Source organism: Vreelandella vilamensis (assembly GCF_031451755.1).
Lineage (GTDB): Bacteria > Pseudomonadota > Gammaproteobacteria > Pseudomonadales > Halomonadaceae > Vreelandella > Vreelandella vilamensis.
Window position 1 is genome coordinate 1 of sequence record NZ_JARWAN010000040.1, and the last position, 13,656, is coordinate 13,656.

A 13,656-nucleotide genomic window follows, 5' to 3' on the forward strand; every position below is an offset into this window, starting at 1 on the left:
AGTGGGGTTTATTGGAACGGGTGGCATTGTAATCTTGTGCAGGAGCTTCCATTCGTGCAGGAGCTTCCATTCGTGCAGGAGCTTCCATTCGTGCAGGAGCTTCCATTCGGCGGGTTTTATCAGGATGGACTCTGATGGTTTGCTTGCCTATCCGAATCTCGGGAAGCCTGTTACGAACGCCTGTGCCAACGCCGCCAACGATACCTGGACCATCATAGCCGCCGCAGCCCCCCACTTGGTCACATGGACCACCATGGCCATTACAGACAGTTGCCATGTTAAATCCCTCGATGGCCGTAGAATAAATCACGGTGCCATCATTGCATACCAAGGAAATCTCCGTGTCAGGATCCATCAGTCCTTGTGCGATAGCCGCCTGGGGTGAAAGAGCGTGGCTGGACATGGACACGCCCAGTATGAGTGTTGAAAACAGAAGAGCCGTTGCCTTAGCTTTGTGCTTGAATACTTTCATTTTATTGCTCCTGGTTATTTTCTGATTATCAAGGAGCCTGCAGGGTAAAAATAAGTATGTGTATCCGCGCGTGTTGATTTAGATCTTTGTTTGTATCAATCAACAGACTACGCCACCCTTCCTACTCTCCTCCCATGCTCCAGTCTTGAGCTTAGCTTGTTTGATTCTCTTATGAGTCGTAACTCAACAAGATTCGGTTCACACCTTTTTCGCGTGAATCGAGATAAATCCGAACCGAAGCGCTGGGGGAGTCAGGTCTAATCGCCCTGACTCCCGTTCGTCCCGGGTCGCGCGCAGCAGGACCTGGTCCATATCCTGGGTGCTCAGGAAGCGTTTCAGCACCGCGAACAATTGGCTGTATAGGGAGGGCGGTGGTTGTAGTGACGTGTCGCTCATCGGCAGCTCCTCGATGCATCATTTGTCAGCCACTCATGGGGTTTGGACCTCAGGTTTTCGCAGGCACCCATGGGGTATGAGCGTGATGAACCATGATTCCGCATGGGGTATGTTCCAACCAAAACAACCATCAGAAAGATGGTTGTTTTTTAATCAATTTAATCTTGTGGAATTTTTCACCACTACCCCGCGGGACGTATTATCCCACGAGGCTTTTGTTGAAGCAGACTGCTTAACCGATGGTGAGCGTAGCGCCGCCGGTCAACGTCGTCAATGTGTCAATACCCGTCAACTGAATCAGCTGATCATCGGCATCGCCAGCGAACTCCCCGGCATGGTAAACGTAGGTATTACCTGAGTCGACAAACATACCAACCGAGCCAGCCGCGTCCAGCTCAGCATCAGCCTGGATGGCAATGATCTTGTCAGCCAGCGTGTCATCGGCTGCTGAAAAAGTGATCAGACCTCCGGAAGACGTCTGCACGTTTGCACCGGCAACCAGCGCCGACGAATCAGCCGTCAGCACTATTGCTTCACCGGAAAAACTCAGAATGTCAGCGCCGGACGTGTTGAAGTCCGTGATGATATCCCTGTCCGTGCCGATAACGGAACCATCGTTGCCAAACGCAAAGGTGTCGACACCGCCACCACCTGTCATGGTGTCAGAGCCTGTGCCGCCAGTGATCGCGTCTGTTGTAAACCCGGCCACAATCGTGTCATTTCCAGCACCGGTACTGATGGTGCCTGCGTTACCCGCTGCGCCGGTCGTAGTGATGCTATCGTTACCACCGGCCGTAGTGACGGTCTGCGCACCGGCTGCCGCTGATGCAACAACAGTGACATTACTGTCACTCGTGCTGGCAATAGTCTGATCACCGGCAGCCAAAATCGTCGCCTTGACGCTAACGAGGTTGTCGCCCTGGGTGGTACCGATGACCTGATTGCCAGCATCGTTAATGGTGGCGGTAACCGTGGTCAGGCCTACACCGTTGATGGTCTGCGCACCGGCACTGATACCGGTTGCATTGACGGTGCTGACGCCCGACCCGGTGACGATAGAGTGTGCACCTGCACCCTCTGTTATCGTCGTAATGTCGGCAGTGCCAGTGAACGATGCCATGGTGAGATCAATCGCACCCAGAAGCGTCTGCGCGGTCACGTCAACGCCTTGAGCACCAAAGGCGGCCTGAAAGTTGGCCCCGGTGGTGATGCTTTGCGCGCCGTTCCCGAGAGATTTGAAAATCACTTTCTCGAAATTGCTGATATCGGACCAGAGTGTATCAGGCGGCGTGCTAGCTTCTGCGCCCGTGGTGATGTTCAGCGTATCGGTACCACCAAGCCCGTCGAGGATGTCCCCACTATTGAATGTGTAAGGTCCGGCGCCGTTACCACGAGTTCCGGTAAATGTGTCGTTGTCACCAGTACCTGAGATGTCATCAACAGACGTAGTCAAGTCAAACGTCTGACCTGCACCCTCGACAACGTCGAGCAACGTGATTTGCTGAGACAGGGTCTCACCGTTCACGACTGCTTCAACACGGTAAGTTTCAGACGCTTCGCTACCGTCGGCAGTGATGGACACAACGTCAAACGTTGCTTCTGTCTCGCCGGCCGGGATAGTCACGGTAACCGGATTGAGCTCACCGGCGTTGAAGTCTTCCAGTGACGCGGACTCACCGTCGATTTTCAGCTCGAACGTGACTGTAGTCTCTTCCGCTACCGGCTGAGAAGCCGTCACGGTGAAGGTGTTGGACGCGCCTTCGTTGATTGAGTCGGCACTTGCAGTGAGACTAAAGGTCTGGCCTGCGTCTGTATCGCCAGTGTCACCGCTGCCTTCTCCGGTCACAGTTATGTCTGAACCAGCGACCTCAACATCGTCACCCAGTGTCTGTCCACCAAAGTTAATATCAGTACCGGAAACCGCTAGGGTTGCACTGCCGTCGGTAAAAGAAAGTTCTGTGGTCTTTCCAGTACCGGCCGCCACACTGACCAGGAGCTCACCATTAGCGTTGCGAATTTCAAGCGTTGTGCCATTGCGGACAACGGTCACATCAGTTGAGGCGATACCTGCCAGGTTAACGTCTGCGGTCCCTGCATCCAGACCGACAACGCTGGCACCACTTTCCAGGTTTACTGTTTTCCCGCTGGTATTACCCAGCACTTTGACGTCCGACCCAGCAGGGATCGAAAGCGTATCGGGGGTAGTATCCAGTAAAATCCAATTAATATTAGCCATTCTATATTCTCCTTAACATATCTAATTTTTTACGACTCAATCCCACCGCACCATTGCGGCCGAATTGATTTACTGCTGGTTATACGAAGGAGAACGTCGACGGTGATCAAGTCACTAGCCGTGGCATCGTCATTGGCGCCGGACCAGGTCGTCAGCATCACGCTCCAGTAAATGTTAATAAAGCATGTTCACTTGCTGCTGGGGACTCTGGCCGGCATAAAGGTCATTAAACTCGTTCGCTTGCATGAACGCTTAATTAACGGCTTCACTGTTCCGCCCAATAAAGCAGCCCTTTCCAATCAGCGGGGCGATTGAGAGTGAGATAAAGCGTTTTGAATATCGATATGCACAGACATGATCTTTTCGATTTTGAATCCTTTCATAGGATTTCTTTATTCGACTTTGCTCTTAGGTCCGGCCAATAGCAATGAAAAGATTCAACAACGTTAATATTTCAAAAAGCAAAAACCACCCTAGCGGGACTGCTCCCATATTGCATCGCAGCAAATTAACGATTACCCGTCATATCGTGAGCTTCGGTTTCGTACCCTACGAAGGGTATCGTCGTCACTGACTAATCCCCTTTAATCACATGTTGCCGCAGCTATCTTTCACCGCTGTCGTATAGCGCTCTAGCCAGTTCACGTAAGCCATGGGGGTCATCATCCACCTTTGGCGCTTGCGTCGTTTCTGCGGGCGTCTTGGTAGGTTCTGGTGCCGGTAAAGCGCGGAGTTGGGCCACTTCCTCGCGTAGCGCTACTAACTCCCTTCTCATGGCCTGCAATTCGTGGAGCATAGCCTGTTGCGTGTCCGGTTCGTCGGGCGTTGCGTTCTGTTGCTTTTGGGTCGGTGCGTTGGTCGGTTCACCCCATAGGCGGATCAATTCGGCCAAGTCGATAACGCGCACGCCATCGCCTCGAAAGCTGCATGACAAGCGGCCTGATTCGATTGCGCGGTGAATAGTGGAGCGGGCTTTTCCGTATAGTTGGGCAGCCTGGGATATGGTCTGTTGCACGTTGCCGCCTTTTGTTGCGTTGCGCTTGTTGCGTCAACTATGCGGCGGCAATCTCGTTAGGGCAATGGTATGCAATATTGTCTACTGGATAGCTATTGGCTCAGAGAGCTCTTGGAGTGTAATAGATCATCCGCCTTTAGCCTTGCCGCTGCTGTGTAGTCGTCAGCGGTAGGCTACTCCTCTAAATTACGGTATACCCCAGCCAATACGGTTTTGACGGCCTGAACCTCTTGCTTTCAAGCGAGATTCAGGCCGTTTTTCGTAGCGGTAAATCTTCACCACCCTAATCAATACAGCGTCGTTCAGTGGTTATGTCCGCGATCTCAAGGCCCGATTTAATCTCGCTGTTGCGGGACTTTTGTATCTTTGGTCATGGAGTTTTTGGCAAGCGCCTTCACAAACTGTTGTCCATGTAGCCAGCCATGTGCCCAGGCATCACGTTGCATCGTGCCTAGCGTGTAGGGTTTGTTGTTGTCATAAACCGTGGGTTGACCCGCCACACACCATGCGACGGTATCCAAGTAGCCTTCCCAGTAAGGCTCACTGTGCGTGGCTTCGTCAGGTTGGTTGTCAGCCAACAGCTGGGCGGCGAGTTTGTAATGTTGTTGAGTAACGGCCATACCACATCCCCTATCTTTCTCATTTTTAAGAATTAAGCATTAGGGTGCTTGTTGAGTGCATGTTTCACTCTTTTTCATTATGTCGCAAAGGGTAAATTAGGCTGGGTTTTCATTCTCAAACGGCAAAGGTGGCTGATCGTTGCTGCCACGGTGTTTTCTTAGCCCTGCGTTATGGGCCTCCTGGGTGTCCAGACGCGCCGCTAGGGCTTCAGCCCTGGTCTGCTCTTTGGTGCGTCCTTTTTCGGCTTCCTGAGCCGCTTGGCGCGCTTCCTGCGTTTGCTTTTCACTGACGGCGAGGCGTTCTCGCCATTCGTCGCGCAATTCCGCTAAGGCTCGCTTGTGTTCTTCGGCATCTGCTTTTCGTGCTTGCTGTTCGCTTTTGAGCGCGTCCAGTCGCTCTTGAGCGCGGGCGTTGGCGTTTTCACGCTGAGAGTCGGCGACTGCTAAGGCTTTTTCGGCCTCAACACGAGTCGCGTCGGCGGCTTTTTTCTCGCTCAAAGCCTCGGCCAGTGCGGTGCGGGCTTCATCGCGCTGCTCGATCAGCGTGGTGACACGATTGCGAACCTCGGCTAGCTCCTGGCGTACTTGTTCCGCTCCCTGACGTTCCCGGTCGAGTTCGCCGCGCAGGCGTTCCAGCTCGGTTTGGGCGGCATTGCGCTCGCCTGTAACGCGCTCGCGCTCAGCTTCCAAAACTTCGACTTGCTCGCGTAACTCGTCGGCCTCCGCTTCCAGTTGTTCGCCGGTTTCGGCCAGTGAGTCGGCGGTCTGTTGCGCGTCGAGTGTCGTGGCTTCGGCGTCAGCGCGTGCGGCGGCTGATTGTCGTTCGATTTCTTCAGCTAATGCGGATGCCAGTTCATCCGGTAGGCGGGCGGCGCGGCGCTCGGCGGGGGCCTGCGAGGCGCGCCACTGCTGCAAATGGCGATGAATTGTGTTCGGTGAACCGGTGCCAATTTCGGCCCTGACGTTGGCGATGGTGGGCTTTTTGCCGCGCCCTACCAGGGCGTCGGCAGCGTGCTGAACGTTGTCGTAAGTGATTCCAGTGCGTGCCATTTGTATGCTCTCTGTGTATATCGTATTTTGTATTTAATATTATATTTTATATGATACAAAATACAATATATAATACGGATAAAATACGGTAGAAGTCACAAAAAAACCCGCACGCGGCGGGTTTCAGTCTGTCTTAACGCATCAACGCATCGAGGGCGGACGTGGCGGCTCTTTTCCTCGCCCAAGCATTTCCCATAATTTGTTGATTGCGTGAAAGTAATCACGCTCTGTGCTGGGCGCAAAGCGCTTTTCTTCAAAGAAAAGATGAACGTGCGAACGGCCAATTTGCTCGGCGTTTGTGTTGCACCACTTAACAAAACGCTCAATCCTGGCCGCCGTTGCACGGCGCGAGCGTTTGCCGCCTTTGCCACGATATGCGTCGATTTTTCGACGCAACGGTAAACTGATCAAATCACTCATTTTGTGTGTGCTCCGAGATAGCTGTTTGTAATGTCAGTGCGCCCATGCCCCAATTCGCTCGCTATCTGCTGCCGCGCTGTCCGATCAAGCTCGCGTGGGGCATTTCCGCCGAGCACCGGTGCGGCGTGGCCTGTGAGCGCTTGATAGCGCTCACAAGCGTAAGCGCTACGCAGATCGTGAAGCCGATCAACCCCATGCTTTTGAAGCGTTTCACGTGTTTCACGCAAACCGTTTTCACGCCACGATTTCCAATTTTTGTCTGGCGGCATGACTGCTTTTGCCGTGCCTTGTGCTAGTGCAGCACGCTCTAAAACGCGATCTGTCGCTCTGACGAAGTGATAGGAATTTCACGTTCGCGTCCGCCCTTCGTGCCATCTAAAACACTGATAACGTGACGTGTTACTGCTTCTCTAAGAGCGCTCTGTGCGTTCAAGAGGCTGCTTTCTTTGGTTCGAAGGCCAAATTCCCTCGCTAGCTCTGCTATCGCCGCGCCGCGTTCACTGAGCGCTGCATAACCGCGTTCAAGCTGAGAGCGATCAAGTCCGGTTGGCGGCGATTGACGAATCGCGCTGCGTTGATCGATCCCGCAATCGTGGCGGGGGCTGACAGACTCCCAGCGTCCGCCGCTGGCTACTCGCATAACGGTATTAACCGCTGATATTTTGTTTTGTGCAGTGCCCTCTTTGAGTTCGTCGTTGCTGACCCGATCAGCTATCTGTTGCCCGTAACTAATTACAAGGTCGCGGTTAACGTACTGCATGTCTTTCACACCATTTGCGCGTGCAAACTCAGAAAATTTTGAGAACTCGCGCCCAACTTCTGCCGCGTGTTTGAAGCCTATTCCACCGTCTTTTACTGCGTCGTTAAGTGCGAATTGTGCGGCTTTCGACATATCGCGAGAGCCAAGTCCGAAGTTTTTTGCCATGTTGTGACCCCTAATTTTTATTGACCCGCCAAGCCCTCAAATTCACGAAAAGCCAGACGGCATCGAAGCGATAAGTTGTAACGCGAGTCGTTTTTAACGGACGCTCGCCGGCCCGTTGGGGTTTGCTGCAAATAGCAGTGCAGCACTGCATTTACGGGTTTATCTAAGGTTTTGCTGGGTGCTATGGGGCAATCACGCCCGCGTGTCACGCAACGTCTAAGCACGACGCTCGCAACACTCCGGCCTAGCGGCTATGCCGCCATCCCTTCCCAGGGATGCCCTACCTTTCGTTGAGAACGTTTGGATGCTATGGGGGACAAGACCCCGCCCAGCCTAGCGGTTGAACCGCCACCCTTTCGGGTGTCCGATCTCTCTCATTTCGTCGATCATCGTTGAACGTTTCGTTCAGTCGATATGCTTTCAAACACCGCTGTGGCGCGGCTTTCAGAGGTTTTTCACAGGCAGGTAAGCCTAGCCGTCAGGTGGGCAAACCCACCTGACGGCTATCAGTGCCCCTTCAACGTGAGGGGTGCAACACGCAAACAAAACACACAGCAAGCGTGTCTCTTTCTCGCGATACACAGCGAGTTAAGAGATGACATTGACGTAAAATCACGCTGCTGCTAACACAAATATCGTGCTGTGTTTTGTGGCGTCGGAGAGCAATGCACGAACGTGCATTGAGTGAACAAGCGTGCTTCAACTGTTTGCTAAGTAGCAAAGTCTTTGTTGAACAGTGGCTTAAGAAAACACGCTGTTATTACAGAAAATGCTGCAATTCGTGAGCGTTAAAAAGAGTCATTAGTAAATGTTTGTTGCATAAAACAAGCTTGTTTCAACTATCTGCTGAACAGCAAAGTCTTTGTTGAAAGTCGGCTTAAAAAAGACACGCTTTAAGCACAGAAAACTCTGTGATTTTTGAGCGTTAGAAGTCATGCGCAGATCTGCATAGAAAAGTTAATCGCTGCTACTGATTGCGATGATGAAACGTCGCGTGAGCAAACGTGTCGCTGATGCGTCTGTTGAGTGTTAAGCAGAAACAGACAGCACAAAGTGCCTGCAGCGAAGCGCTGGCAGGTGATTCAAGTAAGTAGAGGAATCGCATAGACGGATTGCTAGTGCGATATGACAATTAGCGTGATGTTGAATCGCTGAATCGTCATTCACTGCATGTGCAGCGTGCGATGCGCGGCAGGGTGCCAACACATCAATCGAATATCCTGTGTTTGCGGTGGTGGATGGCCACGCATTGTCTGCCAAAGGCAGAACAAATTTGAGATTACAATATCGTAAAGTGCTTATCAATACTTTGTGTAGTAGTCGCCGCGATTGCCAGTCGTTTGTTTATTTACCGTGACATCCCTGCGCTGCGAAATTTTTTCGCGGTAGCGTCGTCACGCTGATATTCAGACATAAAAAACAATTCAGCGGGTGATGTCTCACTCAGTGGCATCGCCCGCCACTTCAACGCCTCGCCTATTCACTTGGATTTCGCTTCCTCAAGGATCCTCAGTGCGGCTGTTTCATAATCCTCGCCAGGCCTCGCGTTTGCCTCAATGACAGCTTGTGGGATACCAAAGCGGGCGCCCTTGGCTTTCTGGTCATTTGTGCGAGTTTTAGGCTTCTGTTCCTTTACGGACTTTTTTTCACCGAAGGTGAAGATCAGATGGCTTACACGTCGTCCAGTCTTGCGTTGATCCCACTTACACCATAGAGGGCTGTGTTCGTTAACTTGCTTCACGGCAGGCTCAATAACCCAGCGCTTCAAGTCTGGGATTCGCTCATAGCGACCTTCAAGTTGAAAAGCTTCACGTAGCCATTCGACGGATACCTCTCGCTTACCGATGTCTCTCCACTGACATAGCAGTTCATAGAGTCGGATTGCGTGGGCACTGGTCATCTTAGCTACATCTTGCATGCCGAACTTGGTGAACTGTTCGGTGAGCTGAGATAAGTAGGGAATCATCGGCTGGCTGAAACGCAATGCTATGGTGCCCTGATCCTTTTGATAAACCACTTCCTGCACCCAACGAGTAAGCCGCACTTTGGCCCCACCTTTCCCATTTGGGGCTTCATAAAGCGTCACTTCCCTTCGAAATAGCCGCTCTACTGCGGTTTTGAGGTGCTGGTATGCGCGGTCGACACTGATACCAGCCATATTTGCGATCTGTTGAGCGCTAACAATATAGAGTTGCTGGTCGGTCAATAACTCATCTCGACGCACCTGGGCGATACTGGCGAGTACGATACGCTGCTCGTAGAGACTCAGCCTATAAGAGGCTTCAACAAGCGCGTTGGATTTGTAGATGAGTGGATTGTCGAGATGATTGTCCAAAAAGCACCTTTTACAGAGAGTTTTAAACTTCTCTATTTATGCCACCTTTTTCTCCACCGTTCAACTACCTTTTTCTCCACTTTTAACTACCTTTTTCTCCACTTTTAACTACCTTTTTCTCCACTTTTAAGCTTTTTAGTAGTTTACTTTCAAATACTTATACAGCCCTAAAAGGGTAAAAGGGAAAAGTACATAAAAGAGCGCATACGCGCTCACCTACCCTCGCTGCGCTCGCCCTGGCCTTCGGCCAGCCTAATAATGATGCGCCAAAGGCGCACTAAAAGCGGCTATCTGGCTGCTACGCAGCCGCGCCGCCAGGGGGGACGGCCTATGGCCGTGCAAGGATAACGCCCATGCCTAACAAGACCCCGTTTATCAGAAAGGTGTCGAGGCGAGGAGGGGCCTGTGGTGGGCGTCAAGGGTCGTGGAGCATCAGGTGATGTGCATTGCCGGTTATCGCTCGCAAGCTCGCTGCATCGCCCCTACGGGGCGATAAAAGCTATAAAGTGGCTTTTGTGGTGTTAGTGCCTTTTCTCAAAACGCCGAAGGATGTCATCGAAGCCTTTAATTTGGCGATTTTCAGCTGGCTCTAGATCAGGCTCAAGCTGCCTCGGAGACGGGAGTTGGCGTAGTTCTCGAACCTCATCCTGAAGCTGAGTGACTTGCTCACGAAGTGCCTGAATCTCACGCAGCAGAAGATCATTTCGCATGCTCTTCTGAGTGTCTTCTAAGGTGTATCGCTGAGATGCCTTGGAGGTTGTATCAGGTGTAACGAGGTTAGGCGCTTCTCCGTAGGCGCGGATCAGCTCAGAGAGGTCAATCAGGCGTTGGCCATCGTCACTTAGCCTTGATGTTATGCGGCCTGCGCGGCAATGACGGTGTATTGTCATCCGGCTCTTTCCGTACAGCCTGGCGGCTTGCGAGAGATTCAGTTCGGGCATGTATTAGGGTGCCACATTTTTAACAGAAGAAGGGGTAACACCTAGGAGTGTAGTGATAGAAAGACGTGACCACCTATGGGTATTCTTGACGGGCGTGCAGAACATTGACGATTTCGATGCGATCAACGGCAACCCGGTACACCACCAGGTAGTTAGGATGGGCCACAATTTTGCGCGTGCCCGGCACATCACCAACGGGATACAGGTAGGGGTGTTCTGACAGGGGAAGGACAACTGACTCTAATCGGGTTCTAAGGCGTCGGGCGGCGTGGGGGTCTTTCTGTGCGATGTGGCGTAACAAGTGAGCTAAATCTTCGCGAGCGGTCTGTCGCCAAATGACCTGCAGCATTAAGCACGCTTCCTGTTTTGGGCCTCGATGTCGTTGATCAAGGCATCCATTTCCGCCATGACTTCATCATGGGGGATACCAGGGCGAGGATCGTCCAGACTCCGTTGCACACGCTCGCGAAACCAACGGTTGTAGCTGTCGGCCTGCTCCTGGGTTTCAAACTCGCTCACAATCGGGTCTAGGGGGGTGCTCATTGGCCGCTCCTCTGTGTGTGAGTATCAGTCTAACGCACTCCGACTGCCCTCGCGAAAAGTGGGTTTTTCGAGTCAAAAAACCACCCTTAAAAAACTCAAGATATGGCGAATAATCGTGAATTTACTGCGGGTGCAGCACGAAAATAAGCCCTTCAATTCAGATTTTTCCATGGTGTCGGTATCGCTGAGACGGGTCCATCCGGTTGCATACTGCAGTAAGTGGCTTTGTAAAACTAAACAGGCATATATGTTTAGTAAGTTTTTGATTTTAAAAAGCCTAATTATACGAAAATTCTGCATGAACACTTATGCGTCTTTTTAAGAAATGTCTTACACAATTGTAAGACATTTCTTACACAAAAAGTAAGATTATCATGGTATTTTTATTTTGAAACCAATAAAAGGTAAAGCTATGTTTTTTTTAAAGTTACTCATTTCTCTTGGTTTACTTATGACCAGTATTGCCAATGCCCAGGATGCTGAAAATTCTCTGATCACTGAGGAAGAATCGAGACTTTTGAATAGAGCCATGATGTGTGGTCACTATGTTCGATTTTACCCTAGAATAGAGTATGCAGACTATATGGATATTCAAGCCGAAGAGCATGCTGAAAAACTTTTAGAGTCAAAAATTGAACGCGATATACTTGCATCAGGAACTTCAGATGCTGCGTATATGCAAGTAGAGATTTGGAATGAATCCTCTCAGGAAAGTATTGATATATTGGGAGACTATTGTACAGCAAGATACATAGATCTTCCTTTGGCAGAATCTCGTCTCAATGAAATGATGGATGATTTTTAAAAACTTTTCTAACATAAATAAAATTCAATTATGAGGTATTTTATGTATACAAGTCTAAGTAAAATAGCTTTTATAATAACTAGCTTGTTGATTTCTTCTGGTGTACTTGCCCAGCAAATAGCCGCAAGCACTGATAATTTTAATTATTTTGATTGTGACGTTGATTTAAGTAATGAAGAGATAAAAAGATTGCACATCTTAATGAAAAAAGTAGTGGATCTTCACAATAGTCAAGAAAATGTTGATGCGCTCATGGAAACTCCCTCGGTATCTCATTGTTACAAGTCAGTTGGTAAAGAAGGAACAATCTTTGCAGGAATCGAATCTACAATGTTCTATATTGATAATTCACATTTTCAATGCTCATTATCTGGAACCTGCCAAGGTGCGAGGGAAGGTTATATTGCAAGTTTTGCAGTGATTTCAGCCTCCGAGATTGAAATTACTGCTAGCACAAGAAAGGTTGATGATATGGTGAAAGTCTGCTTAGGGAAAGAAGGGTTAAACTATGGATCCTGTAGTTAATTCGGGTTATTTATGAGACAGGCCTAAATCTGCTTGATTCATATGTGTCTCAGCCTAAACTCTAGACTTAGCAAAGCGGTGGGCTACGCCCACCAAAACCCCTGTTACCGCTTCGCGGAATCAAAACCTCCATCCCCAAAACTCACGATATGACGGGTTATCCTGAATTTTTGGCATATCAGGCAATAAAAAGCCCGTAATGGCTGGCACCATCCCAGGGCAAAAAGCAGCGCACAATTAATACCTCACCAACCTTTTGGCATTCAACTTGCGATTCCAAGTCTCATGTAAATCCGCATTAAAAAAATGACTGAGCTAAGCGAGACAGCCACCAAGCGGGGCGCGCGTTAGATTAATTTCAATGCTTAATCCATGCAGGTCTTGAATGGTTGTGAACAAGGTAAACTTTGGACATAATGCCGAGGCTGATCAACGGCCTGAGAAATATTTTTGCAGCAAAAAACTCAACAACAGCTTTAAGGGAATGGAAGCACAATGAAAAAGATCTTGCTTATCGCGCTGATCACGATGCTGAGCGGTTGCGCTACACAGTCTTACAATATCAACGGAGGCGGATCGTCAACACCTGACCGTGAGACCATGCAGCCGTTTTTCGTTAGCGGCATCGGTCAGACTCAGCACATGAACGCAGCTGAAGTGTGTGGCGGCGCGGAAAACGTTGCACGTGTTGAGTCGCATCTTTCCTTTGTAGATGGTCTGCTTGGGACTCTTACCTTTGGTATTTTTACACCACGGCAAGCAAAAGTTTATTGCACACAGTGAGTGGCAGGTTGATTGAAATGAAAAAGCTCGCAAAAGCGGGCTTTTTATATTCATAGGAGATGGCTATACCCAATCGGCACGGGTGCGCGGTTGAAGGTTTACGCAAGTTGACAGCTTGGCCGCGTGGCGTGGAGCTACGATTTTCGGAGGGAAATAATTTGGAGGTGGCCACCTTCTCCGCTGTGGCGTTAATCAGTTCAGGAGCATCCTCGTTGGCCCAGTGGGGCTTGTAGCTCCACCACACCTCATCGAGCATCAGGGGTGAATTGAAGTCACGCCGCCTGACGGCGGGAATCCAAGTGCCTGGGGGGACCTCGACCTGAGGCACACCTGACGCGCCGTTACTTTCCGCGAAGGCATGCTAAACCAGATGCGGTCGCAGTACCCGCTGTTCGAGGACCGTCTTCCCCGGGTGCTGGATCGGCGGCAGAGTGAGGGAACATTTGCCCCGGCCTATGCGCCGGGGCAAGAGACGTGACGATCGGCAAGATTATTTGCTAGTGGGGTTTATTGGAACGGGTGGCATTGTAATCTTGTGCAGGAGCTTCCATTCGTGCAGGAGCTTCCATTCGTGCAGGAGCTTCCATTCG

General features: G+C 50.6%; 17 protein-coding genes. 3 read left to right on the plus strand and 14 right to left on the minus strand.

What is annotated here, in order from left to right:
• From QC823_RS15530 to relB, 13 genes are all read right to left on the minus strand, one after another.
• Nucleotides 1–472, minus strand: a 472-nt coding sequence (locus tag QC823_RS15530) for a hypothetical protein (RefSeq protein ID WP_309657249.1), incomplete at its 3' end; no start/stop codon positions are given.
• Nucleotides 473–670: 198 nt separating this feature from the next.
• Nucleotides 671–868, minus strand: coding sequence for a hypothetical protein (locus tag QC823_RS15535; protein ID WP_309657250.1), 198 nt, complete (start codon nt 866–868; stop codon nt 671–673).
• A gap of 232 nt (nt 869–1,100) precedes the next feature.
• Complete coding sequence (locus QC823_RS15540) at nt 1,101–3,104, minus strand: beta strand repeat-containing protein (protein WP_309657251.1); 2,004 nt, start codon at nt 3,102–3,104, stop codon at nt 1,101–1,103.
• 604 nt (nt 3,105–3,708) lie between these two features.
• Complete coding sequence (locus tag QC823_RS15545; RefSeq protein WP_309657252.1) at nt 3,709–4,119, minus strand: hypothetical protein; 411 nt, start codon at nt 4,117–4,119, stop codon at nt 3,709–3,711.
• 335 nt (nt 4,120–4,454) lie between these two features.
• Nucleotides 4,455–4,739: a hypothetical protein gene (locus QC823_RS15550; protein WP_309657253.1), complete on the minus strand. Its 285-nt coding sequence runs from the start codon at nt 4,737–4,739 to the stop codon at nt 4,455–4,457.
• Nucleotides 4,740–4,835: 96 nt separating this feature from the next.
• Nucleotides 4,836–5,789: a DNA-binding protein gene (locus tag QC823_RS15555; protein ID WP_309657254.1), complete on the minus strand. Its 954-nt coding sequence runs from the start codon at nt 5,787–5,789 to the stop codon at nt 4,836–4,838.
• A gap of 141 nt (nt 5,790–5,930) precedes the next feature.
• On the minus strand, nt 5,931–6,209 hold the full coding sequence (locus QC823_RS15560) for a hypothetical protein (protein ID WP_309657255.1): 279 nt from the start codon (nt 6,207–6,209) through the stop codon (nt 5,931–5,933).
• Nucleotides 6,206–6,478, minus strand: coding sequence for a hypothetical protein (locus QC823_RS15565; RefSeq protein ID WP_309657256.1), 273 nt, complete (start codon nt 6,476–6,478; stop codon nt 6,206–6,208). The genes QC823_RS15560 and QC823_RS15565 overlap by 4 nt, the downstream gene beginning before the upstream one ends.
• 38 nt (nt 6,479–6,516) lie before the next feature.
• Nucleotides 6,517–7,134 carry an integrase domain-containing protein gene (locus tag QC823_RS15570; protein WP_309657257.1) on the minus strand — a complete coding sequence of 206 codons (618 nt, stop codon included), beginning with the start codon at nt 7,132–7,134 and terminating at the stop codon, nt 6,517–6,519.
• Nucleotides 7,135–8,614: 1,480 nt separating this feature from the next.
• Nucleotides 8,615–9,469, minus strand: a complete 855-nt coding sequence (locus QC823_RS15575) for a replication initiation protein (RefSeq protein WP_309657258.1) — start codon at nt 9,467–9,469, stop codon at nt 8,615–8,617.
• A 521-nt stretch (nt 9,470–9,990) separates the two neighbouring features.
• On the minus strand, nt 9,991–10,359 hold the full coding sequence (locus QC823_RS15580; RefSeq protein ID WP_309657259.1) for a hypothetical protein: 369 nt from the start codon (nt 10,357–10,359) through the stop codon (nt 9,991–9,993).
• Nucleotides 10,360–10,483: 124 nt separating this feature from the next.
• Nucleotides 10,484–10,759, minus strand: coding sequence for a type II toxin-antitoxin system RelE/ParE family toxin (locus QC823_RS15585; RefSeq protein ID WP_309657260.1), 276 nt, complete (start codon nt 10,757–10,759; stop codon nt 10,484–10,486).
• Complete coding sequence (gene relB, locus QC823_RS15590; protein ID WP_309657261.1) at nt 10,759–10,953, minus strand: type II toxin-antitoxin system RelB family antitoxin; 195 nt, start codon at nt 10,951–10,953, stop codon at nt 10,759–10,761. The genes QC823_RS15585 and relB overlap by 1 nt, the downstream gene beginning before the upstream one ends.
• Before the next feature lie 388 nt (nt 10,954–11,341).
• On the opposite strand from relB, the gene QC823_RS15595 reads away from it, so the two are divergent.
• From QC823_RS15595 to QC823_RS15605, 3 genes are all read left to right on the plus strand, one after another.
• Nucleotides 11,342–11,758: a hypothetical protein gene (locus tag QC823_RS15595; RefSeq protein ID WP_309657262.1), complete on the plus strand. Its 417-nt coding sequence runs from the start codon at nt 11,342–11,344 to the stop codon at nt 11,756–11,758.
• A gap of 42 nt (nt 11,759–11,800) precedes the next feature.
• Nucleotides 11,801–12,283 (plus strand): hypothetical protein, encoded by a 483-nt coding sequence (locus QC823_RS15600; RefSeq protein WP_309657263.1) that lies wholly within the window; start codon nt 11,801–11,803, stop codon nt 12,281–12,283.
• 495 nt (nt 12,284–12,778) lie between these two features.
• Entirely contained in the window at nt 12,779–13,066 is a 288-nt protein-coding gene (locus QC823_RS15605; protein ID WP_309657264.1) for a Bor family protein, read from the plus strand.
• Here the strand turns inward: QC823_RS15605 and QC823_RS16275 are convergent.
• The gene (locus QC823_RS16275; protein WP_422823680.1) at nt 13,029–13,394 is read right to left on the minus strand and encodes an SOS response-associated peptidase family protein; all 366 of its coding nucleotides are present in this window, start codon (nt 13,392–13,394) and stop codon (nt 13,029–13,031) included. The two genes, QC823_RS15605 and QC823_RS16275, sit on opposite strands and share 38 nt — an antisense overlap.
• Nucleotides 13,395–13,656: the final 262 nt, after the last annotated feature.

Coding starts and splice junctions, on each gene's coding strand:
- QC823_RS15550 (WP_309657253.1), bottom strand. CDS start 4,739: ATGGCCGTTACTCAACAACATTACAAACTCGCCGCCCAGCTGTTGGCT.
- QC823_RS15540 (WP_309657251.1), bottom strand. CDS start 3,104: ATGGCTAATATTAATTGGATTTTACTGGATACTACCCCCGATACGCTT.
- QC823_RS15535 (WP_309657250.1), bottom strand. CDS start 868: ATGAGCGACACGTCACTACAACCACCGCCCTCCCTATACAGCCAATTG.
- QC823_RS15605 (WP_309657264.1), top strand. CDS start 12,779: ATGAAAAAGATCTTGCTTATCGCGCTGATCACGATGCTGAGCGGTTGC.
- QC823_RS15580 (WP_309657259.1), bottom strand. CDS start 10,359: ATGACAATACACCGTCATTGCCGCGCAGGCCGCATAACATCAAGGCTA.
- QC823_RS15585 (WP_309657260.1), bottom strand. CDS start 10,759: ATGCTGCAGGTCATTTGGCGACAGACCGCTCGCGAAGATTTAGCTCAC.
- QC823_RS15565 (WP_309657256.1), bottom strand. CDS start 6,478: ATGCCGCCAGACAAAAATTGGAAATCGTGGCGTGAAAACGGTTTGCGT.
- QC823_RS15555 (WP_309657254.1), bottom strand. CDS start 5,789: ATGGCACGCACTGGAATCACTTACGACAACGTTCAGCACGCTGCCGAC.
- relB (WP_309657261.1), bottom strand. CDS start 10,953: ATGAGCACCCCCCTAGACCCGATTGTGAGCGAGTTTGAAACCCAGGAG.
- QC823_RS15570 (WP_309657257.1), bottom strand. CDS start 7,134: ATGGCAAAAAACTTCGGACTTGGCTCTCGCGATATGTCGAAAGCCGCA.
- QC823_RS15560 (WP_309657255.1), bottom strand. CDS start 6,209: ATGAGTGATTTGATCAGTTTACCGTTGCGTCGAAAAATCGACGCATAT.
- QC823_RS15600 (WP_309657263.1), top strand. CDS start 11,801: ATGTATACAAGTCTAAGTAAAATAGCTTTTATAATAACTAGCTTGTTG.